26 protein-coding genes are annotated in these 25,641 nt (G+C 37.3%); 17 read left to right on the top strand and 9 right to left on the bottom strand.

The features are described 5' to 3' along the window. Positions 1–112 precede the first annotated feature (112 nt). The 5 genes from IGI67_RS19405 to IGI67_RS19385 all read left to right on the top strand — a co-directional run bounded on the left by IGI67_RS19405 (position 113) and on the right by IGI67_RS19385 (position 8,220). The gene (locus IGI67_RS19405) at positions 113–2,554 is read left to right on the top strand and encodes a glycyl radical protein (RefSeq protein WP_429958927.1); all 2,442 of its coding nucleotides are present in this window, start codon (positions 113–115) and stop codon (positions 2,552–2,554) included. A 551-nt stretch (positions 2,555–3,105) separates the two neighbouring features. After that, complete coding sequence (locus tag IGI67_RS19400) at positions 3,106–3,957, top strand: PRD domain-containing protein (RefSeq protein ID WP_429958926.1); 852 nt, start codon at positions 3,106–3,108, stop codon at positions 3,955–3,957. 104 nt (positions 3,958–4,061) lie between these two features. Continuing rightward, a complete protein-coding gene (locus tag IGI67_RS19395) occupies positions 4,062–5,933 on the top strand; it encodes a beta-glucoside-specific PTS transporter subunit IIABC (protein WP_429958925.1) in 1,872 nt (623 codons plus the stop codon). 14 nt (positions 5,934–5,947) lie between these two features. Beyond that, positions 5,948–7,405, top strand: a complete 1,458-nt coding sequence (locus tag IGI67_RS19390) for a glycoside hydrolase family 1 protein (protein WP_429958924.1) — start codon at positions 5,948–5,950, stop codon at positions 7,403–7,405. Beyond that, positions 7,402–8,220 carry a phosphatase PAP2 family protein gene (locus tag IGI67_RS19385; RefSeq protein ID WP_429958923.1) on the top strand — a complete coding sequence of 273 codons (819 nt, stop codon included), beginning with the start codon at positions 7,402–7,404 and terminating at the stop codon, positions 8,218–8,220. Before IGI67_RS19390 ends, IGI67_RS19385 begins: the two co-directional genes overlap by 4 nt. A 76-nt stretch (positions 8,221–8,296) precedes the next feature. On the opposite strand, the gene IGI67_RS19380 is transcribed toward IGI67_RS19385, so the two are convergent. Further along, a complete protein-coding gene (locus tag IGI67_RS19380) occupies positions 8,297–8,803 on the bottom strand; it encodes a DUF4865 family protein (protein ID WP_429959810.1) in 507 nt (168 codons plus the stop codon). Between the two features lie 121 nt (positions 8,804–8,924). Here IGI67_RS19380 and IGI67_RS19375 point away from each other — a divergent pair, with 121 nt between their 5' ends. From IGI67_RS19375 to IGI67_RS19340, 8 genes are all read left to right on the top strand, one after another. Next, complete coding sequence (locus tag IGI67_RS19375) at positions 8,925–9,710, top strand: LysR family transcriptional regulator (protein WP_429958922.1); 786 nt, start codon at positions 8,925–8,927, stop codon at positions 9,708–9,710. A 27-nt stretch (positions 9,711–9,737) separates the two neighbouring features. Beyond that, positions 9,738–10,580 (top strand): PhzF family phenazine biosynthesis protein, encoded by an 843-nt coding sequence (locus IGI67_RS19370; protein ID WP_429958921.1) that lies wholly within the window; start codon positions 9,738–9,740, stop codon positions 10,578–10,580. Positions 10,581–10,623: 43 nt separating this feature from the next. Next, positions 10,624–10,983: an MmcQ/YjbR family DNA-binding protein gene (locus tag IGI67_RS19365; RefSeq protein WP_429958920.1), complete on the top strand. Its 360-nt coding sequence runs from the start codon at positions 10,624–10,626 to the stop codon at positions 10,981–10,983. A gap of 220 nt (positions 10,984–11,203) precedes the next feature. Next, entirely contained in the window at positions 11,204–12,049 is an 846-nt protein-coding gene (locus IGI67_RS19360; RefSeq protein WP_429958919.1) for a PRD domain-containing protein, read from the top strand. A gap of 5 nt (positions 12,050–12,054) precedes the next feature. Then, positions 12,055–13,893: a beta-glucoside-specific PTS transporter subunit IIABC gene (locus tag IGI67_RS19355; protein ID WP_429958918.1), complete on the top strand. Its 1,839-nt coding sequence runs from the start codon at positions 12,055–12,057 to the stop codon at positions 13,891–13,893. 11 nt (positions 13,894–13,904) lie between these two features. Beyond that, complete coding sequence (locus IGI67_RS19350; RefSeq protein WP_429958917.1) at positions 13,905–15,332, top strand: glycoside hydrolase family 1 protein; 1,428 nt, start codon at positions 13,905–13,907, stop codon at positions 15,330–15,332. 3 nt (positions 15,333–15,335) lie between these two features. Beyond that, a complete protein-coding gene (locus IGI67_RS19345; protein WP_429958916.1) occupies positions 15,336–16,112 on the top strand; it encodes a histidine phosphatase family protein in 777 nt (258 codons plus the stop codon). A 486-nt stretch (positions 16,113–16,598) separates the two neighbouring features. Continuing rightward, complete coding sequence (locus IGI67_RS19340; protein WP_207109509.1) at positions 16,599–17,258, top strand: helix-turn-helix domain-containing protein; 660 nt, start codon at positions 16,599–16,601, stop codon at positions 17,256–17,258. Between the two features lie 597 nt (positions 17,259–17,855). Here the strand turns inward: IGI67_RS19340 and IGI67_RS19335 are convergent. After that, entirely contained in the window at positions 17,856–18,152 is a 297-nt protein-coding gene (locus IGI67_RS19335; protein WP_429958915.1) for a hypothetical protein, read from the bottom strand. Positions 18,153–18,535: 383 nt separating this feature from the next. Here IGI67_RS19335 and IGI67_RS19330 point away from each other — a divergent pair, with 383 nt between their 5' ends. From IGI67_RS19330 to IGI67_RS19320, 3 genes are all read left to right on the top strand, one after another. Next, positions 18,536–18,844 (top strand): hypothetical protein, encoded by a 309-nt coding sequence (locus IGI67_RS19330; protein WP_207109507.1) that lies wholly within the window; start codon positions 18,536–18,538, stop codon positions 18,842–18,844. A 220-nt stretch (positions 18,845–19,064) separates the two neighbouring features. Continuing rightward, entirely contained in the window at positions 19,065–19,289 is a 225-nt protein-coding gene (locus IGI67_RS19325) for a hypothetical protein (RefSeq protein WP_429958914.1), read from the top strand. Positions 19,290–19,311: 22 nt separating this feature from the next. Beyond that, positions 19,312–20,655, top strand: coding sequence for a C39 family peptidase (locus tag IGI67_RS19320; RefSeq protein ID WP_429958913.1), 1,344 nt, complete (start codon positions 19,312–19,314; stop codon positions 20,653–20,655). Between the two features lie 125 nt (positions 20,656–20,780). Here IGI67_RS19320 and IGI67_RS19315 read toward each other — a convergent pair whose 3' ends face one another. Next, positions 20,781–21,401 (bottom strand): TetR/AcrR family transcriptional regulator, encoded by a 621-nt coding sequence (locus tag IGI67_RS19315; RefSeq protein ID WP_429958912.1) that lies wholly within the window; start codon positions 21,399–21,401, stop codon positions 20,781–20,783. A gap of 157 nt (positions 21,402–21,558) precedes the next feature. Here IGI67_RS19315 and IGI67_RS19310 point away from each other — a divergent pair, with 157 nt between their 5' ends. After that, positions 21,559–22,680 carry an alpha/beta hydrolase gene (locus IGI67_RS19310; RefSeq protein WP_429958911.1) on the top strand — a complete coding sequence of 374 codons (1,122 nt, stop codon included), beginning with the start codon at positions 21,559–21,561 and terminating at the stop codon, positions 22,678–22,680. A gap of 268 nt (positions 22,681–22,948) precedes the next feature. Here the strand turns inward: IGI67_RS19310 and IGI67_RS19305 are convergent, their stop codons facing one another. The 6 genes from IGI67_RS19305 to IGI67_RS19280 all read right to left on the bottom strand — a co-directional run bounded on the left by IGI67_RS19305 (position 22,949) and on the right by IGI67_RS19280 (position 25,522). Further along, positions 22,949–23,311: a DUF3784 domain-containing protein gene (locus IGI67_RS19305; RefSeq protein WP_429958910.1), complete on the bottom strand. Its 363-nt coding sequence runs from the start codon at positions 23,309–23,311 to the stop codon at positions 22,949–22,951. A 396-nt stretch (positions 23,312–23,707) separates the two neighbouring features. Further along, complete coding sequence (locus IGI67_RS19300) at positions 23,708–24,013, bottom strand: hypothetical protein (protein WP_429958909.1); 306 nt, start codon at positions 24,011–24,013, stop codon at positions 23,708–23,710. Positions 24,014–24,114: 101 nt separating this feature from the next. Beyond that, positions 24,115–24,372: a hypothetical protein gene (locus tag IGI67_RS19295; RefSeq protein WP_429958908.1), complete on the bottom strand. Its 258-nt coding sequence runs from the start codon at positions 24,370–24,372 to the stop codon at positions 24,115–24,117. A gap of 193 nt (positions 24,373–24,565) precedes the next feature. Next, entirely contained in the window at positions 24,566–24,784 is a 219-nt protein-coding gene (locus IGI67_RS19290; RefSeq protein WP_207109497.1) for a hypothetical protein, read from the bottom strand. A gap of 126 nt (positions 24,785–24,910) precedes the next feature. After that, positions 24,911–25,084, bottom strand: a complete 174-nt coding sequence (locus tag IGI67_RS19285) for a hypothetical protein (RefSeq protein ID WP_429958907.1) — start codon at positions 25,082–25,084, stop codon at positions 24,911–24,913. 96 nt (positions 25,085–25,180) lie between these two features. Continuing rightward, positions 25,181–25,522: a hypothetical protein gene (locus tag IGI67_RS19280; protein WP_429958906.1), complete on the bottom strand. Its 342-nt coding sequence runs from the start codon at positions 25,520–25,522 to the stop codon at positions 25,181–25,183. Positions 25,523–25,641: the final 119 nt, after the last annotated feature.

Below are 25,641 nucleotides of genomic sequence, written 5' to 3'. Positions count from 1 at the left end.
TTTTTTAGTTTCAAAGGAGTACAAAGAATATTGACCAAGGTTGCTAAAAAATGCTATTATTAATTCGAAAGAAGATAGTTTTAGTTTCGAACGTAAAACAGGAGGGGTAATAATGAGTATTCAAATCAAAGAAAGAGAAAGTGCTGAGAATCAGCCATATTTTGGCAACTTAACCAAACGGATGAATGATTACCGTGAATCCGTGTTAAACAAGAAACCCTATATTTGTGCTGAGCGCGCATTGTTAGCAACTGAGGCCTATAAAGAGCATCAAAGTCAGCCAAGCGTAATGAAGCGGGCCTTGATGCTGAAAAATATTTTAGAGAAAATGTCGATCTATATTGAAGATGAAACAATGATTGTTGGTAACCAAGCAGCATCAAATAAAGATGCTCCGATTTTTCCAGAATACACAATGGAATTTGTCCTTAACGAGTTAGATTTATTTGAAAAACGCGATGGTGATGTTTTCTACATTACAGAAGAAACGAAAGAAGATTTGCGATCAATCGTCTCTTTCTGGGAAAACAACAACTTGCGCGCGAAAGCCGGAGCTTTACTACCTGATGAGGTATCCGTCTTTATGGAAACGGGATTCTTTGGAATGGAAGGTAAGATGAATTCTGGCGATGCTCACTTGGCCGTAGACTATCGTCAAGTATTGGAAGTTGGTCTTGAGGGCTATCGCCAAAGAACGCTGAAAGAAAAAGCTAATTTGGATTTGACTATTCCTGAAAGTATCGATAAATACCATTTCTACAATTCAATTTTAATCGTCTTAGATGCTGTTCAAACATTTGCTGAGCGTTACTCAAAGTTAGCTAAGGAAATGGCTGAAACAGCTGCGCCAGAAAGAAAAGCGGAATTGTTGGAAATCAGTCGGGTCTGTGCCAAGGTCCCTAACCAGCCAGCTGAAACTTTCCTTGAAGCTGTACAATCTGTGTGGTTCATTCAATTACTATTACAAATAGAATCGAATGGTCATTCCTTATCCTACGGTCGTTTCGATCAGTACATGTATCCCTACTTAGAGGCCGATTTGGAAAAAGGGACTATTACCGAGGATAAAGCCGTCGAGCTACTTACCAACCTTTGGATAAAGACACTTACTGTCAACAAAGTTCGTAGTCAAGCGCATACCTTTAGCAGTGCAGGTTCTCCATTGTATCAAAATGTGACCATTGGTGGACAAACAAGAGAGAAAAAAGATGCAGTTAATCCACTTTCTTATCTAGTCTTGCGGAGTGTTGCTCAAACAAAATTACCTCAACCGAACTTAACAGTTCGTTATCACTCTGGATTAGACAACAAGTTTATGAATGAGTGTATCGAAGTAATGAAGATTGGTTTTGGGATGCCGGCATTCAATAATGATGAGATCATCATTCCATCATTTATCAATATTGGCGTCACAGAAGAAGATGCCTATGATTATAGTGCAATCGGCTGTGTAGAGACGGCAGTACCAGGGAAATGGGGATATCGTTGTACGGGAATGAGCTATATGAATTTCCCTAAAATCTTAATGATCGCAATGAATGATGGTATTGACCCAGTATCTGGTAAACGCTTTGTCAAAGGCTACGGTCATTTTAAAGAGATGAACTCTTTTGAAGAGCTGCAAGATGCATGGGATAAAACGGTACGTGAATTAACTCGAATGAGTGTCATCGTAGAAAATGCCATTGACTTAGGGCTTGAGCGTGATGTCCCAGATATCTTGTGCTCTGCATTGACGGAAGACTGTATCGGACGCGGGAAAACATTGAAGGAAGGCGGCGCCGTTTACGATTTCATTTCTGGTCTTCAAGTCGGAATTGCGAACTTGGCCGATTCATTAGCGGCAATCAAGATGCTGGTATTTGAAGAAGAAAGATTCACTCAAAATGAGCTGTGGGATGCTTTGATGACCGATTACTCTACTGAAAAGGGTAGAGAGATTCAAAAGATGATCCTAGAGGATGTCCCAAAATATGGCAACGATGATGATTACACAGATCAATTGGTACGTGAAGCCTATGACAGTTATATTGAAGAAGTAAAAAAATATCCTAGTACGCGCTTTGGCAGAGGGCCAATCGGGGGCACAAGATATTCAGGGACTTCATCAATTTCAGCAAATGTTGGACAGGGCAAAGGAACAATGGCGACCCCAGATGGACGGAATGCTTGGGTGCCATTAGCAGAAGGCTGTTCGCCATCGCATAATATGGATAAGAACGGGCCGACTTCTGTTTTAAAATCGGTTTCTAAATTGAGAACAGAAGAAATCATCGGTGGCGTATTACTGAACCAAAAAGTAAATCCTCAGACGCTGGCTAAAGAAGAAGACAAACAAAAATTGATTATGCTGTTGCGTGCGTTCTTCAATAAATTGCATGGGTATCATATTCAATATAATGTAGTGTCCCGCGAGACGCTTATCGATGCTCAAACGCATCCTGAAAAACATCGTGATCTAATCGTTCGAGTGGCAGGCTACTCTGCGTTCTTCAATGTTTTATCAAAAGCTACACAAGATGACATTATCGAAAGAACGGAACACGTAATATAGTGAATGAGATGTCTGAGAGCTTTGCTGCTCTCGGGCATCGATAAATAATAATTTCGTGAAACGAAAGACAATAATTATTGCTTAAAAATGTATTAACAACGTTTAAGGGATTGGATTTAGAAAGCATTTATTATAATTGGCTATGTGATTTTAGAAATTTAGCGCTACAAGAGAGAAATGAATCATTAAATGTCAGGTAATTTCATTACTGTAGGCAACATCGATTTTATGGATGTTTTCTACAGTTTTTTTCTTTTGTAGAAAAGCATGATAATGTCTATGAGGAGACAATTGACGGTAAAAAAGGAATGGCAGATATGAATCTGTTTGTTAGCGGTCGATAGTTTATACTGAGATCTATTTATCAAATTATATTAAGATATTTTTTATGCAAAAAAAAAATCTGATTGACAACGTTTGCAATAATCAGTATTATAAGCGTATAAGAATATGGACTGTTACTGATTCGATCAGGCATAACCTACGTTTGAAACCACGCTGAGTAATTGGCGAGTGTTTTGACGTATTTTTTTTGGAAAGGAGGTTATGTTGTGAAGTTTCAAAAGAAAATCAATAATAGTGTAGCTTGGGTAACAGATGAAAACGAAAACAGAGTCATTGCTATGGGGAAAGGTATTTCATTTGGGAAGCAAGTGGGACAAGAGATTACTGATGAAGAAATTGAACGCGTGTTTCATCCTAGTGAGAACGAAAAGAAAGAACAAAATGTCCTCTATAAAGCAATTGAAAATATCACTTCAGATATTTTACTGCTCACAGAAGAGATTAGTGATCAGGCAGCTGCGGCATTGGGAATTCCAAAATTTGACGACAGTCATTATCTAGCTTTGGCAGATCATTTGAATTATGCGTTAAAACGAAGTTCCAGTGATACGTTTGATTATCCAGAAAATTTACGCTGGGAGGTCAAAAATTTGTATCCTAAGGAACATGAAGTGGCGATTGATATTCTGTATTATATTGAGAAGAAAACAGGAATTCGTCTACCTAAAAGCGAACAAACTTTTTTAACCTATCATTTTGTTAATGCTCAGTATGATTCTAACGTGAATCTTCAATCGATGCAGTTAGCAGAGTTGATCAATCGAGCAATAGAAATCGTTCAATACCATTATCAAATGATTTTAGATCAGAATTCTGTTAACTATATTCGTTTTGTTACACATTTAAGATATTTCATTTTGAGACAAGTGAATCATGAAAATTCAGATAAAATTGCTGATCAGTTAATTGATGTGGTAAAGAAAAATTATCGAAAAGCATACCAAGCAGCCGAAAAGGTTGGGAAAATGATAGAGAGCAGTCAATCATGTGAAGTAAATGCGGATGAGGTATTTTATCTAACGTTGCATATTGAAAGAGTTACGGAAAGACAAAAATAAAAAATTGGACTGTTACTGATTCGATCAGGCATGACCAAATGTTACAAGAAGAGACGTTCTTTTTGTGATGTTTGGTCTTTTATTATTTATAAGGAGTGATAAAAATGGCGAAATATACAGAATTGACATCGACATTGATTGATTTAGTTGGTGGGAAAAATAATATTACTGCTGCATGGCATTGTGTAACGCGTTTGCGCTTCAATGTAATCGACGACAGCAAAATCAAAATTGATGAAATCAAAAATACGAAAGGAGTCATGGGGGCACAGTTTTCAGGGGATCAATTTCAAATAATCATTGGTAATGAAGTATCCAAGGTGTTTGATGAAGTGGAGAATCAGTTAGGTGCATTAGCTAATGATGGAGGCAGCGTCAATGGGAAAAAAGGGAATATCGTAAATACATTGATGGACACGATTTCCGGAATCTTTACTCCAGCTTTGCCGGCATTAGTGGGTACGGGATTACTAAAAGGGGTCCTCGCACTATGTACCGCCTTTAATTGGCTGCCAATGGAAAGTACGGGCTATCAAGTCTTAAATATTGTTGCGGACTGTGCCTTTTATTTCTTGCCATTCATTTTAGCTGTGTCTAGTGCAAGAAGGTTTAAAACAAACGAATACTTAGCTTTGTGTATAGCAGGAGCATTACTATATCCAACGATGACTTCGGGAGCTGCTGCTTTGATGGCAGGAGAAACTGTTAATCAATTAAGCTTGTTTGGCGTTTTGCCAATTCCCTATTTGACCTATAGCTCATCGGTAATTCCGATTATATTGGCCACCTATTTACTAAAACATGTCCATAATTTTGTCAAAAAATGGATGCCGGCCACTTTGACTACGATGTTTACTCCAATGTTGACTTTACTATTGGTGATACCAGTAACTTTAGTCGTCTTAGGTCCGATCGGCACATATATTGGCGGAGCTTTGGCAGGTGTTATTAATTGGTTATTCCAAACAGCAGGATTCATTGGTGGAGCGATTATCGGTGCTTTTTATCCATTGTTAGTCATGACGGGGATGCATTGGGCTTTATCGCCAATCATGATTGATACATTTGGAAAACTAGGATTTGATAACACTTTAATGCCAGCAATGCTAGCGGCTACTTTTGCTATGGCTGGTGCGACATTTGGTGTATTTCTTAAAACGAAGAACAAAGATATGAAACAGCTTTCCTTATCAGCTGGTATTTCAGCGGTATTAGGTATCACTGAACCGGCAATGTATGGTGTTGTAATGAAATTGAAAAAACCATTTTACGCAGCAATAATTAGTGGAGGAATTGTAGGAATTGTCTTCAATTTGTTTAATGTTAAAACGTTTGGGATGGCAATGCCTGGATTGATTGCGCTGCCGGGCTATGTTGATGCGAGCAATGATCAAAATATAATTATTACTATCATTGGTTCTCTTGCGGCATTTCTTATCGCTGCTGCATTAACGTGGATATTGGGTTTCAATGAAGAAACTGAGGAATCTAATACTGGAAAAAGCGTAGAATCTGGCAAACAGTTGAATATTAGTTCTCCTGTAACAGGAGAGCTTGTTCCAATCGAAACGGTCGCTGATGTTACATTTTCAGAGCAAATCATGGGATACACGGTTGCAATAAAACCAAAAAGCAATAAAATCAAATCTCCTGTTGAAGGTGAAGTGGTAATGATTGCTGAAACAAAACATGCGATTGGATTAAAGAGTTCAGATGGATTGGAGATTCTACTTCATTTGGGGATTGATACAGTAGAGCTTCATGGAGACGGCTTTGAACCACAGGTCAAGGTTGGCAATCATGTTTCGGTGGGGGATTTCATTATGGAAATGGATATCAAATCCATTAAAGAATCTGGTTACGACCCATTAGTACTGACAATAGTAACTAATAGTAACGACTACTTAAAAGTCTTGCCGGTACATTCAGAAGATAAAATCGATTCTGGTAATGAGTTGTCTGTGGTAGTAGGTTAAAGAGGGAGAATAAGATGAACAATAAAAAATTTCCAGAAGATTTTCTTTGGGGCGGAGCAACCGCAGCTAATCAAATAGAAGGAGCTACACGAGAGGCTGGGAAAGGATGGACCACTTCTGATACGTCAAAATTTATTGAAGAACCTGAAAAAAGAATGCAGCAAATGTTAGCACCGATGACCATTCAAAGAGTTCAAGAAGCATTGGAGGATGCTGAAGGTTTATATCCGAAGAGAAACGGGATTGATTTTTATCACCGTTATAAAGAAGATATTGCTTTATTAGCTGAAATGGGCTTTAAAACTTTTCGCTTTTCAATTTCTTGGGCCCGAATTTTCCCAAGTGGCGATGATGAAGCTCCGAATAAAGCAGGACTTCAATTTTATGAAAATGTAATCGATGAATTACGAAAGTATCATATTGAACCCCTTATTACTATGAGTCATTATGATTTTCCACTTGCTCTATCTTTTAAACAAAATGGGTGGGCAAGCCGAAAAACGATTGATGCTTTTGAAAAATATGCAGAAGTACTATTCACTCGCTTTAAGGGGAAAGTGAAGTATTGGATAACCTTCAACGAGATGAATGTCATTGGTATGACAGGATATTTATCTGGTGGTATTTTAGCAGATAAATTGGCTGAGAATCAAAGTAATACACAAGTCAATTTTCAGGCAGCGCATCATCAAATGGTTGCGGCGGCTAAAGCTACTGCACTTTTACACAAAATTGATCCTGAAGCAAAGATGGGCTGTATGATTGTTCGGTTTGAGAATTATCCGGAAACCACCAATCCAACGACTATATTAACTGCTTTAAAATCAGATCAAGAAAACTTTCTGTTTTCGGACGTGTTAATGAAGGGGAGATACCCTAGTTTTTCTAAGCGTCTGTTTGATGAAAGAGGAATTTCACTCAGTATTACTCCAGAAGATGAACAATTACTCGCCGATAATACCGCAGATTTCTTTTCTTTTAGTTATTACATGAGTGGGATTGTTGCTGAAAATGAAGGTGATGAAACCGCAGGAAATATTCTAGCAAGTAAAGCGAATCCCTATTTGAAAAAAAGTGAATGGGGCTGGCAAATTGATCCAGTAGGACTGCGAATTAGCCTGAACAAGATATATGACCGCTATCAAAAGCCAATCTTCATTGTGGAAAATGGTCTAGGTGCCAAAGATACATTAACTGTTGATAATAAGGTCAACGATGATTATCGAATCGATTATTTACGCGCACATATCGAACAAATAGCTGAAGCTCTTGCTGATGGGGTCGATATCATTGGCTATACGCCATGGGGATGTATTGATTTAGTTAGTGCTAGCGGAAACGAAATGTCTAAAAGGTATGGGTTCATTTATGTCGACTTAGATGATAACGGGGATGGATCATTAGAAAGATATAAAAAGGCCTCTTTTGATTGGTACCAAAAGGTTATTTCCTCAAATGGTGAAGTACTATGAAAAAGACCTGGGGAATAATAGCTATTGTGCTATGTCTGATGTTGGGAATAGGGACATTTTTTGATCTGGACATTGCTCAAGCCGTGTTTAAAAAAGATAATTATTTCTCCTATTTCTTTGAGCACCTAGCTCCGGTTGTATTCGCAACGGTCAATATTATTGGAGCCTCATTATTATTATTTACCCGAAGATGGAAAACCGATAATAAATTGATCATTTTTCTGTCTGGTATTGGTTTTATCTTCTTTACCTTCTTAGGAGTACTGCTTTCTTATAACTACCTGAAGTTATTTGGCCTCATCTATGGTATTTTAGCAACAGTTATAGCGGCTGTTTGTGTAACTAAAATACCTAAAGAACTAAGAAGTGACTACGCAAAGGCTGGATTGGCGATCGTGTTGACCTCTATCGTATCAATGTTCATTGTTGAAGGGATAAAACCAATTTGGGGACGTGTAAGATTTAGATCCATGCAAGAAAATTTTGACTTGTTTACTAGATGGTATAGTGTGAATGGAGCCAAGTATCTTACCTCTGTTCCAGCAAAAGAGGAGATAAAATCTTTCCCTTCTGGACACTCCCAATGGGTTGGAAATACACTGAGTTTGAGTCTGCTTTTTCTTGTAAATCCAAAGCTTAGAGATAAAGAAAATTTGGTTATTGGTATAGCAGCAGCGTATGCAGGAATCGTTATGTTTAGCCGTATGATGCAAGGAGCACATTTCTTATCAGACGTTACAATCGGTTTTAGCATTGCCTTTGCTTGTTTTATCCTCTTTAGAAAAGTCATTGTAACAAGAAGTATAAACTTATAAATATAAAATAGAACATATCGACAGAGAAGACCTATCGATATGTTCCATTTTAATTTAAATAACTGAAAACATACTTTTACATAGAAAGATGGAGAATCTCGTAAACTGTATCTGGCGTTTTTCGCTGAGTCGGTTTTTCAATGAAGAAATAGAACTCAACGTATTTCCACTTAGCGGGGTTATAGATTAGCACACGTCCTGTTTCCGTTGATTTTTCCAAGGAAAACTCAGGAAGGACCATCTTTGTCGTTGGCAAAATATCGTGTTCGATTTCTAAAACATAGGCGGATTCTTTAATGGAGTCACCTAATTCAACTTGAAGGGGAATGGCACTAGTGATCGTTTGCCAGCCGAAGGAGGTCAGGATATTGTCATAAAAGCCTTCAAATATAAATTTGTTCATTCCAGCTTCATTATTCCAAAGATATAAAGGTGAATATTCTTTTTTAGTTTCACTATCAATCATTAAATAGCTTTTCAGCAGTAGATCTTGAAAGCCGTCTGTTTTAAAGCCGTTAGTTTTCACTCGTTGTCGGATGATCTCCATGTCGTAATCCATTGGCAAGAGGATCTTGTATTGCATGACGTTCACAACTATCATTTCCTTTCTTAATCATTTTTATTATACAAGGCCCAAAAACGACTGTATAATGGTTTAAATTCATACTAGCTATGCTCTGTTGGAATAGCGAAGGGAGAATTTCATGGAAATCAATGATTTAAAAATATTTAAATCAATCGTTCGTTTTAATTCAACCGTTAAAGCCGCTGATAGTCTGGGTTATGTTCAATCAAATATCAGCAAGCGGTTGACTAAACTGGAAGAGGAGCTTGGGAAAACACTCTTTTATCGTACGAATAAAGGAATGGTATTAACGGAGGATGGGGAGGAGTTTTTAAGGTATGTGGACACTCTTTTAGCAACCATTTCCGATATGGAAACCAATTTTTTAGGTAATAAGAGCAAAATGAGACTTGGAGCGACCCAAACAATCACCAAAAACTATTTGCGGCAGTATTTTTTTAACAATGAGTGGCTCATTTTTACTGATACAGCAATGAATTTGCTAGAACAATTGAAATCACAGAAATTGGACATGGTCCTTCTAAATAAAAAAATCGCCGATACTGAATTAAAAGAAACGGAATTTACGGAAGAATCGATCTTTTGGCTCTATTCGAAGGAGAGCCAGCCATCTTTTCATCAGCAAACAGTGCTAATCAATCGAGATAAAGAGTGTCCATATCGAAAGGCGACACTTGCCTATTTAGAAGAACATCATTTAACAGATATGCCTATTATTGAGGTGGATACATTAGATGTACTTTTAGACATGCTGCAAGAACAGGACGCAATCGCCATTCTTCCAAAAGAGACTGTTCGGTTAAATGCTTCTTTGAAAATTTTTGAAACTAGCTTATTACCACCGGTTAAAATCTATTCTTATCAGCTCAAGAGTAGTGAAATTAATTTAACATTGGAGAGATAGAGCAGAAGCAGACAAGGAGGATGATAGATGGAACTAACAGTTTATGTTGCAAGTGCATTTAGTAAGGATCATAAAGGCGGTAATAAAGCTGGAGTCGTATTGTTTGAGAAAGGTTTGACGACTACTAACAAAAAGAAAATAGCTAAACAGCTAGGTTATGCTGAGACAGCATTTGTTTCAGAATCACACGTTGCTGATTATAAATTTGCCTATTTTACTCCCAAAGAGGAAGTTGATTTATGCGGCCATGCTACAATTGGCGCTTTTGTAATTTTAATGCATCAAAATAAACTCTCTAAGAATCAATACACGATCGAAACTAATAGCGGGATACTGACTATTGAGATAGAAGGGGACACCATCTTTATGGAGCAAAATAGACCAGTGTTCCATGATCGTTTATCTCCACAGGAACTTGTCGATTGCTTCGATAGTCATACTGTAGATGACAACTGTCCAATTCAAATAGTCTCGACGGGATTAAAAGATATTTTGATACCTATAAAAAGCGAAACAGAATTGCATAACCTGCGGCCAAATTTTGAAGGAATAGAAGAAATTAGCAGGAAATATGACGTGGTTGGTACTCATCTGTTTGCTTTTAACGGCGACCGAATTATTTGCCGAAATTTTGCCCCGCGTTATGATATCAATGAAGAATCTGCGACAGGAACATCCAATGCCGCATTAGCCTGCTTTCTTTACGAACAAAATTATTTAAAAAAAGAACGTTATGTATTTGAACAGGGGTATTCATTAAACGCCCCTTCAGAAATAGTAGTCAGATTAACAACTAACGATAAAAATAAAATAGAAAAAGTTTGTGTTGGCGGGAAGGGCTACTATTGCGAGACAAAAAAATACGCATAGATGAAGAGCTTGTGCTGAATTTTAGGAATAAGGACGGACGAAAATGATTACGAAAACAGAAATAATGAAGTATATTGAGGAAAAATACAACAGCTTACCAGAGTATATTTTTGAAAAATTCCCAAATTACTGTGTATTCCGGCATACGAGGGGAAAAAAATGGTTTTGCCTGATTATGACAGTTCCTCAAAATAAGCTCTATGGAGAGAATAATGAAATGATCGAGATTATCGATGTAAAAATCGATCCTGTACTAGGCGATATCATACGAAACAGCCCGTTTATTTATCCGGCGTATCATATGAATAAAGAGCATTGGATCACGATCGACCTTTCGCAAGTCGATCATTTTGAACAGATAGCAGGGCTAATTGAAGATAGCTATCAACTCACTGTAAAGTAGTCAGAATAAACAGTAAAAATTTATTACTAATGTTTTTTATAATTTTTATCTTGACAACCAATCGATAGATGATAGAATGAAAATGAAAAAAAGAAAACCCTTTCTTTCGCCACAGAAGGAAAGAGTGAGTATGTTACTGAATGCAGGCAGACTCAAACCACGCTAAAAGTCTTATTTAGCATGGTTTGAGTTTTCTTTTTGTCTGAAAGGAGGATAGATGATGAAAATTCGTCAAATATTAAATAATAATGTTGCGCTTGTGCAAAGAGGTGAACTAGATGTCATCGTTCTTTCGAATGGTCTATCGTTTAGAAAAAAAGTTGGTGATTCTATCTCAGCCGATGAAGTTGATAAAGTTTTTGTACCGGACTCAAATGATGTTTTAGAAAATTACAGCTATCTTTTAAGCAATGTGAATCAAGAAATTCTGAAAGCGACCACCCGAATCGTTCGTTTGGTTGAAGAAGAGCTTGGGGAAGCAGTCAATGATTATTTATATTTGACCTTGCTTGATCATGTTGATTATTCATTAAAACGTGCAGAAAAGGGTCAGTATATTGTTAGTCCGCTGGCATGGGAGGTAAGAAAGTTTTATCCCAAGCAGTATGAGCTCAGTAAGCAGGCATTAACCATCATTTTCGAAGAAACAAAGGTGGATTTTCCAGAAAGTGAAGCGGTCTCTATTGCACTTCATTTGATTAATTTACAGGAAACGAAGGTATCCATTGAAGATACGATGAAAGAGATGAAGCTGGTGGGCGATATTTTAACCATTATCAAAATGCATTATCAAATTCAATTGGATGAGGGATCAATGAATTATAACCGGCTAGTGACGCACTTACGCTATTTTGCGCAACGTGTCGCCGCTGGTGAAATCTATAGTAGTCAAGAAACTGAAATAAATAAACAAGTTCGAATGATGTATCCGCAAGCTTATCTATGTGTTCAAAAGATCAGCAAGTACTTGTATCAACAATTCCAAAAAGAATTGACCAAGGATGAAGAAACCTATCTAATGCTGCACATTAGTCGTGTAGCTCAAAGAAAAGAAAGCGAGGAGTAAAAACTATGAAATATGAAAAACTGTGTAAACAGATTATCGAATTAGTCGGCGGAAAAGAAAACATCGAAGCGGTTGTCCATTGTATGACCAGACTGCGTTTTACACTAAAGGATCAAGAATTGGCAAATGCCAATAAAGACGCACTAAAGGCGATTCCAGAGGTGATTGATGTTGTATCCAATAAAGTATCCTTTCAGATTATTATTGGGACTGAAGTGAACCAAATTCATCCAGAGTTGTTAGCACTTTTAGGAATGAAGGAATCTGAAGAGCCGAAAGTCAAAAAGAATATTTTTAAAGCAATCTTAGATGTGATGTCCGAATCCATTTCTCCAATCATACCAGCTATGATGGCAGTGGGTTTAATGGCAGGTGTTTTGGCTATATTTGTTGCTGCAGGGGTACTAAAAGATACTAGTCCAACCTATATTATTTTCAACTCGATCAAAGATGGATTGTTTTACTTTTTGCCAATATTTATGGCCGTATCTGCTTCTAAAAGACTGGGCGCACCAATGTATTTAGGAATCTTACTGGCTGGTACATTGCTGACTACATCGTTAAACGGGGTAGAGGGCTTGTCATTATTTGGCTTGCCACTACAAACGATTACCTATTCAAATACCTTTATTCCTATATTGTTGGGACTATGGTTTATGGGAAGAGTGAATCAAGTCTTAGTAAAGATTATTCCTAAGTCGCTTGAATACTTTTTCTCACCATTACTATTAATCGCAATCACATTGCCGGTTACATTATTTCTATTTGGCCCAATTGGAACATGGATCAGTGATGGTTTGACTATCGGTGTGGAATTTTTAACGGGAACATTTGGAACGTGGATTGTCTTAGCTCTATACGCCGCATGTCAACCTCTCCTAATCATGATGGGAGCAGGAAACTTTATCGTACCCCTTGTGCTTGCCGCCTTTGCTTCTCAAGGATATGAAGAAATTTTCATCCCTGCATTCATTATTTCAGACCTAGCTGTAAGCGGAGCTATGTTGGGCTATTTTCTTCGCGCGAAAAATAAAGAACAAAAACAATTCTTTGGTAGTGTCGCTTTTAGTGCATTTATGGGAATCACAGAACCAGCAGTATTTGGTGCTTTTGTAAAATACCGTCGCCCGTTTATTGCAGTTATGATTGGCGGTGGCCTGGGAGGTTTATTTGCAGGACTGATGCACGTTAAAGCCTATGCAATGACAAATCTTTTTGGGCTTGTAAGTTTTATTGGAAATAAAGATTACAATAATTTCTATTTTATGATCGGTGCATTAGTTATTGGTTTTGTAGTCTCTCTTGTTGCAGGGTATCTATTATGGCTGCCTAAAAATGAGATTGAGGCTGAAACGGTAATTGATCAAGTCGAATCTAAATCAACGCTTAATACAGTTCCAATTGCTACACCTGTTTCAGGTGAAGTTAAATCGTTAACAGAAGTTAAGGATGACGCCTTTTCTTCTGGTGCGCTAGGAACGGGTGTGGGGATTGTACCAACAGATAATCTGATTAAATCACCAATCAAAGGGAAAGTCGCTAGCTTGTTCCCAACCAATCACGCAATCGGTGTTGTCAGTGAAGAAGGGGTCGAAGTTCTGATTCATATTGGGATTGATACTGTCGATTTGAAGGGACAGTATTTTGAAGCGCTCGTTGAACAAGGGGCTGAAGTCGATTTGGGTTCTCCTCTAATCGAAGTTGATTTTGAACAGGTCAAAGCAGCTGGGTATGACCCGACAGTAATTATGATCATAACGAACACACAGGACTATTTAGAAGTCTTACCAAATCTGGATGAAGACAATTCATTGAATAATGATTTAATTACAGTAATTATGTAGGAGGACAAACAATGAAATTAAGCAAAGATTTTTTATGGGGCGGAAGCATTGCTGCGCATCAGCTTGAAGGGGCCTATAACGAAGGAGGAAAAGGCCTCAATACGATGGACCTTTTTACGAGCGGCAGCTATGAAACGCCACGAAAAATTACGGAGACGCTTCAAGATGACCAGCTGTATCCATCGCATACCGCGATCGATTTCTATCATCGTTATGAAGAGGACATTGAGCTGTTTGCAGAGATGGGATTTCGAGCATTAAGAATCTCCATCGATTGGTCACGTATCTTTCCTAACGGGGATAATCCGGAACCAAATAAGGAAGGGCTTGAGTATTATCATAAAGTTCTGGATAAGCTGATAGAAAAAGGTATTGAGCCAATCGTGACCCTTTTCCACTTTGAACTCCCAGTAGCGATCGTTAAAAACTACAATTCCTGGTTATCCAGAGAGACGATCGAACTCTATCTTAAATTTGTAAAAACAGTTGTCAGTGAATACAAAGGAAAAGTAACGAAATGGATCACCTTCAACGAAATGAATCACATCGATCCGCAAACCGAGGCCTCTGATATTTTTACGTATATATTAGCAGGCTTGGAATATTCCAAGATGACGGATAAAAAGCAAACATTAGCGACGCTTGGCTACAATATGACTTTAGCTTCTGTTAAAGCGGTCAAAATCATTCGAGAAATCGATCCGAAAAATCAAGCAGGGTGCGTTTTTGGATTAGCACCTTCTTATCCTAAAACCTGTAAGCCTGAGGATGTACTATTGTCTTTTCAGGATACGATTCGAGACTTTTATCAAATCGACGCGATGATGCTGGGCGAGTTTCCCAAATACAAATTATTTGAATTTAAGAAAAATGGGATTGAATTAGAAATTACAGAAGAGGACCAAGCAGCCTTTAAAGAAGGAATTCTAGATTTCATTGGATTGAATTATTATATGAGTGCAGTAAGTTCGACGGAAGCTGAAGCGAAAGCTCAGGAAGCGCTGTTCGGCGGTGAAGTCAATCCGTATTTAGAAAAATCAGATTGGGGATGGACGGTCGACCCGATTGGATTACGTTATCTGCTAAACTTTGTCTATCGAAAATATCAAAAGCCGATTATCATTTGTGAAAATGGCTTAGGCGCTGTGGATCAGGTAGCAGAAAATGGTGAAGTCCAAGATACGTATCGAATTGACTATTTACAGCAGCATTTGTCGCAACTGAAAAAAGCTGTCCTTGAAGATGGCGTCGAGTGTTTTGGCTATTTGATGTGGGGACCGATTGATTTAGTTAGTGCTTCAACTGGTGAAATGAAAAAACGTTATGGTTTTATTTATGTAGACAAACAGGATGATGGCTCTGGCGATTTATCTAGAAGCCGCAAAGCCTCATATTATTGGTATAAAAAGCTGATCGAAACGAATGGGGAGGAACTATAGAAAATGAAAAAAATAGTGGGTGTATTGCTGGCATGTGTCGTTGGAATCACTGTCCTTGGCGGGTGGAACACAGATGAAGTGGAAGCTGCTAAGAAAAACGATGAAATCACCATTTATCTAGTCCGTCATGGAAAAACGTTTTTTAACACTACGGGGCAAGTTCAAGGATTTGCGGACTCCCCTTTGACAGATAAAGGAATTAGCCAAGCGAAAAAACTTGGAACAGGGTTGAAAAATATCAAATTTGACTTAGCCTACTCAAGTGATTTGGGACGTCAGCGCAATACAGCGAAGCTGATTCTGGCGAAGAGCGGCAACTCAAAAACAGAATTGTTGGAGCACGACGGTTTTAAAGAATGGAATTACGGTGGCTATGAAGGAAAAACCAATGAGGAAATGTGGACGCCAGTCTTTGAGAAGAATGGATTTAAAATGGATGAAGAGTGGTCGGATTATGGTAAGTTAGTCGAGAAAATCGGTGATGAGGGGATTGCTAATTCGATTGCTGAAAATGATCCTTTAAAAGCTGCGGAAACGTATGATGAAATCACGACTCGAGGACAAGCGGCGATGAATAAGGTCATTAAGGACGCAAAGAAACAGAAAGCAAAAAATGTGATGATCGTCTCTTCTGGAAGCATGATTCCGACTTTACTAGAATTAATTGCTCCAGGGGAATACGACGGGGAGACGATAGATAACTGCAGTGTGACGACGTTGAAATATAAGGCAGGGAAATACAGCGTTAAAAAAATCGGTGATATGCAATATGTTGAATAGGAAATACTAGTATTCCTAATTACAGTGAAAGCCTCAAACTAATCGTGTTCATTAGTTTGAGGCTTTTTTACTCTTTTTGAGTTGGCCACTTGAAGGTTAATTACACACAGGGATTTGTTACCGTTATCATCGTGCTTTGAGTAAAATGATCGTCTTTATTCAGCTTTTCCTTTAACAATTCCTTGCAGGTACAATTGTTGTATTCTTACTTTCAGCATTAATTGCGATTTTCCCGTTTTAACCAACAAATGAAAAAATAGCATACCATTTAAAAGCTCTGTACTTCTCTTTATAAAGAGAAGTACAGAGCTTCTTGGTTCAGTCTATTTCGATACAAATAAATTAAAAGTAACTCGTTCAGCTAATCATCCATTCATTTTCTAGCCTTTTTATTGGAAAAATATCTAAAATATGTAATTTTATCTGATATCCAAAGCCAAAATAATGTATTATAAACTAAAAGAATTGTTTTGGGGAGGAATGTTTATGAATAGAAACTTGATTTTAACTAAGAATTTATTAGCAGAAGAAACCTTTCAGAGAAAGCTGCAGGTATTGAATCATGAAGTTTTTGTGTCGGCGAGGGTGATTGATTCAATCAAAGGAGAGAGAATCTCAGCAGACTTCTTATTGAATTTTGAAAGGATCATTATAAGTGAGACGATCTCTATAGAAGAGCTTAGGGAGCTGTTACCTATATTAACAAAGGCAACATTATACATTTTTGTGAAATATGACGAACAGCCGTCAGAACAGCTGATAAATCAGTTTCCTCAAGTGACAGGTTGGATAAGCAATAATAGTTCATTGGAGTTTATTCGCGATGCATTTGGTCCTTCTACTAAAAATAAGGCTGCGTCTCCTAGATATCTCAAATTATCAAAAAATGAAAAAGCGGTTTTGAGTGCATTAGTAAGCTCATCAGGGCAACCGTTGACACCAGAGAAACTTAGCCATGCAATCTGGAAAAAAGGGATGAACACCTCTAGACAAGCCGCACTTTCCAATATAATCAAAAGGGTCCGGCAAAAAAATGACGAACAAAAGATCGTGGATTTTAAAGTGATCGAAACTTGTTGGGGAAACGGTTATAAAGTTAACCAGCAATTCCTAAAGCTAATAAGAAATGGAGAGGTCCTTTATTAAGTTAAAACTCCATGATCACAGGTAGAGAAAGCAAACGTTTTTCGAAATATGAAATGAGGTGTATTTGAATATGACTATTTTGTATAGGGGACTCTTGGTATTTTGCAGTTTGACATTCTTCTTCATACTGTTTTCTGGAAAAAAGTATGTAATAGAAAAGAAACGTGCGTTTAATTATACTGCACAATTAGTACTAATAGCAGTCGTACTCCATTTAGGGTCAAAATCTGGCTTAGATAAGGTTCCAAATGAAACACTGTTACTTCTTATAGCAACAGTATTTTGTTCACTCTTTATACTTATGGCTTTACCTAGTTCGCCAGAAATGATGAATAGCGAGGTTAAGAACAATGAATAGTAAACTAAAGGAATGGTATCCCGCATTGTTTATTCTTATATTAGTGGTGCTTCTGAGAATAGGAATTCATTTTTTATTAGGAGGGAATCAGTAGTTTTAAGTATGGATAATGTGTTGTAAGAGCAATAATTTTTCGACAAAAATTGTAAGTAATCATTCCACAATTTTTGTCGAAAAGTTCGATGCCTCTGGTTCATCAAAATTTCTTAGCCGCCTGAATTTTCAATGGCAATCAACATCTAAGCTGTTATCAAAAAAGAGAGAAAAATCAAAAAAGCATAAATAAGCAGCCCCACTAGATTTCTCGGGTTGATAGTTGAACCGTAGCCTATTGGTCTAGGCGCGAGCAGCTTATTCTGTTCTTTTGGATTTAGTATCAGAACAAGTGTTGCGTTCATGATAAGAACTAGAGCTATGATCGCACCAATGTAGTTTAAGCGCATACTTTCTAGCAAAGTACTTTTTAAAACATAAAGAATAATCAGAAGTAAAGCAAAAATGCCAACGGTAATCCCAACTATCTTGTTTTTAGCCACGCAATTGCCCCCTTATAACTTTTCAGCTTTTAGGATATTCCACAAGAAAATAATCGATAGAGTCTTTATCACGAAAATAATTGACCGAAACCTCATGATACTTAGAAAAAATAGTGAACTTATAGTTCAATTAAGTACTGACGGTTAAGATAAAACGTATCTTAATTCTAAATGTTCCCCTTTTTAATTAATGTTACTACGAGCCAGTATGAAAAGAAAGATTCTCCCAATTAAAAATTGCTGTAGAGAGGAGACGAATGGCGGGCGGACATTCACTGTACGCTATTTTCTTTTAATCTGATGATTCTATTTGGGCGTGTTTGCTGATATGATGAGTATATAAACTATTCAATATATGATTGACACGAAAGGGTGTAGAGGGTATGCAGCTAAATAATGGAGAAGCAGGGTTGTTAGCCAACCCGCGTGGAACGTGTAAACTAAACGATGAGTTGGACTATATTTTTTACATGAAGACAAATTGGGAGGCAGTGAAGGAATTTTGTGCCCCCTTCTCAATTGAAAAATCGAAAATGGGTATTCGAAAAGGCCGGGCAGTAATTGATCTCCCTTCTGGAAATGAAGCGTTCAACTACGGGACCGTGCTTGTTCGACTAGGAAATAAGCGAATCCTGCTTTTTTCATCAAGCGAGTTTCTTGAGTTATTTTCTTATATTGGTAATAAAGATTAAATGATCCAAATAGATGCATGAATGAACGATAGACGGATACCTAGGGAGCAGTTCTCCTATCGATTGCTAGAGTCTAACAAAATGTAACAGAAAGAAAGATTTTTTTCTTTTTCTTCATAATAATATAAAAAAGTAATGTATAATAATGAAAAAAGATATTTTGGTTTTTTAGAAATAAAATTAGTTGGAATAAACGGAATCTACCAAAGGAGTAAAAACTATGAGTCATCATGTCAAAACTAGGAAGCAATCTAAAAGATATATGAAGGATGATCTTAGAAAAGATATGAAGCGTGTCAATTTATTACTTCTTCTTAGCATAATTATTGTTGGAATCACTCATTTAATAAATACATGCATCATAGAGTCATTTGTTTGTTTGGGTATTGCTGCTTTCGGAAGTATTATTTTAAATATACTTTGGATTGCAAATAAGAATAAATAATTTCAGATAATGGGAGGAAAAGATGAAAAAGAAGAATTGGTCACTAATTACATTGACAATGCTGATGCTCTCTATTGGGGCGGGGAGTGTTACCCAAGCAGAGGAACAGACAAGCAGTAGTGCTGCTACAGCAGAAACTAGTTCCAGTATTACTGCAAGGGTGACACCAGTAGAAGAGACTTCTAGTAGTGAAGAAACAGCTAAACCTGTGGACGAAGCGGAAGTAGAGCAAGAAGCTAGTGCGGATGAAACGGATCTAACAAGAGCAAAAAGAGCAACACCTGATCAAGAAACGCCTGCTCCTGATCCGGAGACAGCTGAAGTTCAAGCAGCCGAAGCGGCAAGTGCACCTTTAGCAGCCGAAGTCTATGCAAACAATGGATTGAAACCGATCTATCGTGTATACAACCCTAATTCTGGTGAACACTTACACACGCTAAATGCTGGTGAAAAAGATTCATTGATGTCAATTGGTTGGGTATATGAAGGAATTAGTATGCAAATTGACGGCAGCGGCAGCAATTTATACCGCGCCTACAATCCTAATTCTGGCGAGCATTTTTACACCAAAGATTACAATGAAATCAATAAAATCAAGCGTGCTGGTTGGCGTTATGAAGGTGTAGCTTGGAAAGTACCTAATAGCGGAAAAAAAGTCTATCGCCTATTCAATCCGAATGCGCGCGACGCAGGAAGTCATCATTATACATTATTGGAATCTGAAAAAAATTCCCTTGTAAAAATTGGTTGGAGATATGAAGGGGTTTCATGGTCTGTAACGGGTGGTTCAGTAACAGCTAAATCAACCAATCTTATAAAAAGCGTCCCATATGTAAGCCAATATACCCCTGTAAAAGCCCCTTGGGGTTGTGCTTCCGCTTCATTAGCAATGATTTTAGGATCAAAGAATATCAAACCCAGCTTAAAAACGATGCAGGATAAATTGCCAATGTATCCAGCGAATCCGAATGGTCAAAAAGGAAATGTTTACACTGGTGCCGGGTTCGGATGGGTAATTAAACCTAATGCCTTAGCTGCGTATGGTAAAACTTATGGTGGAAATACGGTGGATATTTCTGGTTCAAATACCGTTCAAATTATCAATCGTGTCTTAAATGGTCAGCCAGTTCTTTATTACGGTTATTCTTCGTACCAAAATAATGCAGATAAAAATCGAAATCATTGTAAAGTGATTGCAGGGTATAACGGTGGGAAATTCTTAGTGTATGATCCGTTGTACTATTCTGCCAACGCCGGACCAGGTAGTGGTGGAAAGAACATGTTATATGATCATGGAGCTAAAGCATGGATTACTATGGGTCAATACAACGCTGAAAAAGATGGCCGCGCTATTACTATTCAGTAGCCAAAATCAATGATACGCAATACGTAGAGTAAAACGATCATCGATCATAAAAACGAATAGACCCCTAGTCAGGACAAAGAAACAATCGAGTCCTGGTTAGGGGTATTTATTGTGGAATAAGAACCTCATTTTACCATCGCTGAATAGTCTTCTATCCCTTTTTTAGTCAGGTACGGATATATCAAATGCTGGAATCCTGTATCAACTTCAATTTGAGGTAGCGAGGGATCATAATAAGGCGTTGCTTCTTGAATCCATAAGTAGGACATATATACCATGATATATGCTAAGGTCTGATATTGCTCGTCTGCAATATCATTTCGCAGAATAGCGCTCTTCTTTAGCTTTAGAAAGCTTTCAAAGTAGAAGTGAAAAATACGCTTTTGAAAATCTTCTACATTTTTTGCAATTATTGGCGATTCTGTACAAAGAGAGATGATGCTGCGATAAAAAAACTCATTTTCATTTCTATTTTTTTTAATTTTAGTGAAAGAATTTATGATGATATTCAATAAATCTTTTCCATCAAGCAGCTCTTTTTTCTCGAAAAGGTCAGTTAGAAAATCTGTATATAAGTTATCCTGAATAGACAATAGCAAATCTTCTTTTTGCGGAAAGTGATAGGTCAAGTTACCAATCGTTGTTCCAGCCGCTTTGGCTATTTCGCGTAAAGATACATTTGTATAACCCTTTTCGTTAAAAAGAATTCTCGCTTGCGTGCTTATTTCCAATTTTGTATTACCCACAATTACTCCTCCTAGATGTCTCCTATCATTATAGCACTATGTACTAATAACGAGCATCTAGTCATCACTAATTTTTATCTTGACAACGACAGTACATCGTACTATATTGTTAGTACAGAGTACTGTAAGCGTTTAAAATAATGAGGAGGTAAAGATTATGGATAAAAGAGTAAGACCAGCTGCACAAAATGTCGGAAGAATTTTAGGCGGAGGGATGTCACCAGAGGATTTTATCAAGTTGATGCGATCAACAGAGTTCGATTTTGAAACGTTTCGAGCAGTAGCTGCTGATCAAAAAGAGGATTTTGTAGAATCTTGTGAAAAATTAGGAGATGAAGCAGTTTCGTATGCCTTGGAGAATGAAAAAATGGGGCGTGATGTTACAGCAAGCAATTACTATTTTTATGCTTCGTGTTTGTATCGATTGGGCGATTATGCAATTAAGGGCATCACAGATGAGAAGCACCGAGTGTATGGGAAATTACTGTCTAGCTTCAAAAAAAGTAAGGAACTTTCACCGACAGAAAATTCTGAGCCAGTTGAAATATCTTTTGAAGGAAAAACGATGCCGGGTTATTTACTAATCCCGCATGGCGCTCCTAGTGATGTGCCAGTGGTTATTTGTATCCCAGGGGCAACAGGCTACAAAGAGGAAAATTACAATATTGCTCTTTCGGTATATGAAAGAGGATGCGCGGCTCTTATTTTTGATGGTCCAGGACAAGGAGACCCGCTACTAAACCAGGACATGTTTGTTGACGGGGATAATTATGACAGAGCAGTTCGTGCAGTGATTGATTTTGTTCACGCAGATCCAAGATTAGGAAATAAAATTGGATTGAGCGGTATGAGCTTTGGCGGCTATTGGGCTACTAGTGCGGCAGCGTATAATAACGCTGATGTTTCAGCACTGGTTTGTCGTGGCGGCTGCTCTCAAGCAGATCAGCTAAACCTGCATACTTGGGATGGAATTGAGAATTTCTATCTGCGTCACTTTATGCCAAAATTTGGTACGGAGAATATAGAGGAAGCAATTGAAAAGAGTCATGAAATGAACGTGGAACCAAGACTGCATAAAATCACATGTCCAGTCCTTGTTGTTCACTCTGAAGAGGATCCAGTCCTTGGAATCGAAGGCGCAAAAACTATCTATAAAAAAGTAGCAAGTTCTGATAAAGAGTACTATGAGGTTCCGGGAAATGTTCATTGTGGACAAAATGAAGAACAAAAGACACGAAGCTATGCTGCTGATTGGATCGTCAGTAAGTTAAATCAATAAAATCAATGAGCTCTCCTTCTTTGGTTGAAGGGGAGTTTTTTCAAGCAATTCTAAAAAAGCTGTTCGCGATTCTGTTTGAGGAATGAAGGAGAGATGGGCATATCAGTGGTAGTAAAATTTGTTAAAAAAGAGAAAAATTACAATTGAAATCGGGTCAGTAGAGCATCAATCAAGCATTTTGACAAAGATGTAAAAGGCTACTTATGAAAGGTCATTAAATAGAGAGAGTAGGCGATGAGGTTGTTAATAGAAAAACGGGCGAATAACCCTAATTATTTTTAATCGATTTATACAGCACATTAGTCTTTCGGACTTCCTTCAATATAAAAAGTAAAAACAAAATAGATGGGATTGCCAACAGAACAAGTAAGAATGCTGAGCTTGTACGAGTATTTTCCAAAATCAAATAGAGAAAAAGATCCATAAACAATAAATAGATTCCACCCGCAAGCGCGCATTTACTAGCAGATTTACTGATGAGACTAAAATCAATCAGTCCTTTTTGTTTTTCAGAAAGGTTATTGTACCCTGCGATTATTGCTCCCCATTTTTGACGAGAAAACTGAAAGCCGCAAACAAAGCAAAGGATCGAGAAACAAAAAACAAGAATGTAGAGAATGAAATGAAGCATTTCAACTTGCTCCTTCCTTTAGTCGATTAAAAAAATGTTTCATTTTTGAAAATAAAAAGAGGCCTTAGACCTCCTAAACAAAACTTGAATAATCGCTAAAAAAACAAGAGATGGCAATACTCAAAAGTATTATGGCGAATACCAAGCCACCCCACATACTCAGCATAATAAAAGGAGAGGTGTCCTTATCAGCACTTTGTCTAAGATGTGTGAAGGCTCTCTTGAACATAATAAACTGCCAGATACTTAATAATAAAAAAATGACGCCTAATAGGTACTGCATAAAATCACTCCCTTTATAGAATTATAACAAGAAGAAAAATTGCTCACAATTATACGGTGGCCCAAAAATGATATTACATGAATATTAGTATAGGCAAAATGAGAACTCCTTAATCAGTCTTGATTGTTAGAAAAATAATCGTCTATATACGTCTTTATTTTTTCAAAATCTTTTTGCATAAACAAGAGTGCGGGTACTTCGATTATTGGGAGTTGGTTTTCATTAACAAAAGGCGGAAACGGTTTAGGGACTACCAAATAATCAACGGCATCTTTATCTCGAATATAGTTAGTAGAAACATCAAAATACTTGGAGAAATACTCTTTAAAATCATCGTTGTCTCTGAAAATTGGTCCAGCAAATATTGTGCTATAGTTGATCCCAGAGCTGACGGTTAGTACAAAACATATTTTCTTCATGACGCATTCCTCCTATTATAACTAATGATAAATCTAAGGAATAACTTTGTAAATGCAGAATGGACGGACTGTCACGTAGAAAAGTCACCCTAAAAGGATGACTAATTCGTCCATTTGGTTTTAAATTTTGACATCAAGATTGCAGTTCCAATAATAATTGTGAAATAAGCGACTTGGACAAATGGGGATTCAAATCCTTCAAAATAGTAGTAGAAAAAGACTAGTGATCCGCCAGAAAAAGCTAGTACAGTTAACATGTCTGGTAAGCAAGGTCTTTTGTCAAATAATGCAAGCTTAAAAGCACCTAAGATACCGAAAAGTGCACAGATAATAAAAGCAACAACGTCTTTGGTTATCATGTTTACCACCCCTGACTAAATTGTATATTATTTCACATGATTAGTAAATTGATTTGTTAATGTGGCGTAGCTTAAAAGAGGTTAGTGGGTGGACGAACTTTCACAGATCATGAAGCTGAGTTATCATATAGGTTGTTAGGTAAAAAAAAGCGGAGCCTGCTTAGGCAGGCCCCATTACGTAAATGACTCTGATTTATTTTTTCCACTTGACTTGTATATCAGCTTTCTTAAATTGGATTATTGTAACAACCCACCCCATGAAAGTAACAAAAGCCCACATAAAAAAGCTTAATTCTCCGAAAGCATTAAAAAAAAGTGAGCCGATTAATGCGATAGTGTTCATCATTAATATACCAGCAATCAAACCAAAAGCAGTATTTAACTGCAATAACACTTTCTTTTCATCAAACATTTTGATCCTCCTTATAGGTATTAATGGTATAAGTTTTTGATTTCGTAACTGGAAAAATTTTTGGCTAAATAGAAGATATTCATACTATAACAGCCGATACTACACAGCAAGCTTCAAGGCAATCAGCTAATGACTGCTTTGAAGCTTGCTGTTAATTACTTTTAAAATGCTCTCAGAAAATAAAATTAGAGCAAATGACAGGATATTGATAAAGATGTTGAAATCAAAAAAGAGTGCGTTGAGCACAATAATAATTATTCCGATAAAAAAAAGCGTATTGGGTTTAATAATAATCGTCATGATGTGCCTCCTTTTCTTTACTATATAAGAAAACACGGGGCATTGTAAATAGTATATTTGCTGTTAGTTTGGGGTAACGCAAGCACCGGCAAAATATTAGATTCCGTAATGTATCATATATTTATTCTCTTTTTTGGCTTGAATAATTAGTTTACAAAGTTCAGTTACGTCGTCCTCCTGTTTCAAGCCTTTAGCAGACGAAACACTATCTAAAAATGCCGATAAAGAGTCGACAGGGATAATGGTTACGCCATAATAGTCTAGCCCAAAGTCTGGTTGTTCTAAAGAGGAAAAATAGGTTTTTATTAGAGACGGTGAGGGCAATAAAGCTTGAATACTAGCATCATTAACTGAAATGCAGTGATACTTTTTGGGTGTGTAATCGTCATATGAAGTTTCAAGATGATCTATGATGCCGATTTCATGTGTTAAGGCCATTATCATGCTCCTTTTTTATCCCAATATACCATATATAAGAAAGCGATGATTTCTCAAAATGAAAGAAGAAAGCCAACAAGCAGATGTGACTCAGCTCCTTTTGAAGATTGTCCAATCAA

Origin of the sequence: Enterococcus sp. AZ196 (genome assembly GCF_050498845.1) — a bacterium.
GTDB lineage: Bacteria > Bacillota > Bacilli > Lactobacillales > Enterococcaceae > Enterococcus_A > Enterococcus_A murrayae.
The sequence above is the reverse complement of the archived record's forward strand: the minus strand, read 5'-3'. Positions and strand labels throughout refer to the sequence as shown.

What these genes read in the sequence shown, in the direction of transcription:
- IGI67_RS19280 (WP_429958906.1), bottom strand. Translation starts at nt 25,522, where the DNA reads ATGGCCTTAACACATGAAATCGGCATCATAGATCATCTTGAAACTTCA.
- IGI67_RS19345 (WP_429958916.1), top strand. Translation starts at nt 15,336, where the DNA reads ATGAAAAAAATAGTGGGTGTATTGCTGGCATGTGTCGTTGGAATCACT.
- IGI67_RS19365 (WP_429958920.1), top strand. Translation starts at nt 10,624, where the DNA reads ATGATTACGAAAACAGAAATAATGAAGTATATTGAGGAAAAATACAAC.
- IGI67_RS19285 (WP_429958907.1), bottom strand. Translation starts at nt 25,084, where the DNA reads ATGACGATTATTATTAAACCCAATACGCTTTTTTTTATCGGAATAATT.
- IGI67_RS19390 (WP_429958924.1), top strand. Translation starts at nt 5,948, where the DNA reads ATGAACAATAAAAAATTTCCAGAAGATTTTCTTTGGGGCGGAGCAACC.
- IGI67_RS19290 (WP_207109497.1), bottom strand. Translation starts at nt 24,784, where the DNA reads ATGTTTGATGAAAAGAAAGTGTTATTGCAGTTAAATACTGCTTTTGGT.
- IGI67_RS19360 (WP_429958919.1), top strand. Translation starts at nt 11,204, where the DNA reads ATGAAAATTCGTCAAATATTAAATAATAATGTTGCGCTTGTGCAAAGA.
- IGI67_RS19310 (WP_429958911.1), top strand. Translation starts at nt 21,559, where the DNA reads ATGGATAAAAGAGTAAGACCAGCTGCACAAAATGTCGGAAGAATTTTA.
- IGI67_RS19380 (WP_429959810.1), bottom strand. Translation starts at nt 8,803, where the DNA reads ATGCAATACAAGATCCTCTTGCCAATGGATTACGACATGGAGATCATC.
- IGI67_RS19395 (WP_429958925.1), top strand. Translation starts at nt 4,062, where the DNA reads ATGGCGAAATATACAGAATTGACATCGACATTGATTGATTTAGTTGGT.
- IGI67_RS19340 (WP_207109509.1), top strand. Translation starts at nt 16,599, where the DNA reads ATGAATAGAAACTTGATTTTAACTAAGAATTTATTAGCAGAAGAAACC.
- IGI67_RS19375 (WP_429958922.1), top strand. Translation starts at nt 8,925, where the DNA reads ATGGAAATCAATGATTTAAAAATATTTAAATCAATCGTTCGTTTTAAT.
- IGI67_RS19320 (WP_429958913.1), top strand. Translation starts at nt 19,312, where the DNA reads ATGAAAAAGAAGAATTGGTCACTAATTACATTGACAATGCTGATGCTC.
- IGI67_RS19355 (WP_429958918.1), top strand. Translation starts at nt 12,055, where the DNA reads ATGAAATATGAAAAACTGTGTAAACAGATTATCGAATTAGTCGGCGGA.
- IGI67_RS19295 (WP_429958908.1), bottom strand. Translation starts at nt 24,372, where the DNA reads ATGATAACCAAAGACGTTGTTGCTTTTATTATCTGTGCACTTTTCGGT.
- IGI67_RS19325 (WP_429958914.1), top strand. Translation starts at nt 19,065, where the DNA reads ATGAGTCATCATGTCAAAACTAGGAAGCAATCTAAAAGATATATGAAG.
- IGI67_RS19370 (WP_429958921.1), top strand. Translation starts at nt 9,738, where the DNA reads ATGGAACTAACAGTTTATGTTGCAAGTGCATTTAGTAAGGATCATAAA.
- IGI67_RS19300 (WP_429958909.1), bottom strand. Translation starts at nt 24,013, where the DNA reads ATGAAGAAAATATGTTTTGTACTAACCGTCAGCTCTGGGATCAACTAT.
- IGI67_RS19305 (WP_429958910.1), bottom strand. Translation starts at nt 23,311, where the DNA reads ATGCTTCATTTCATTCTCTACATTCTTGTTTTTTGTTTCTCGATCCTT.
- IGI67_RS19385 (WP_429958923.1), top strand. Translation starts at nt 7,402, where the DNA reads ATGAAAAAGACCTGGGGAATAATAGCTATTGTGCTATGTCTGATGTTG.
- IGI67_RS19405 (WP_429958927.1), top strand. Translation starts at nt 113, where the DNA reads ATGAGTATTCAAATCAAAGAAAGAGAAAGTGCTGAGAATCAGCCATAT.
- IGI67_RS19330 (WP_207109507.1), top strand. Translation starts at nt 18,536, where the DNA reads ATGCAGCTAAATAATGGAGAAGCAGGGTTGTTAGCCAACCCGCGTGGA.
- IGI67_RS19350 (WP_429958917.1), top strand. Translation starts at nt 13,905, where the DNA reads ATGAAATTAAGCAAAGATTTTTTATGGGGCGGAAGCATTGCTGCGCAT.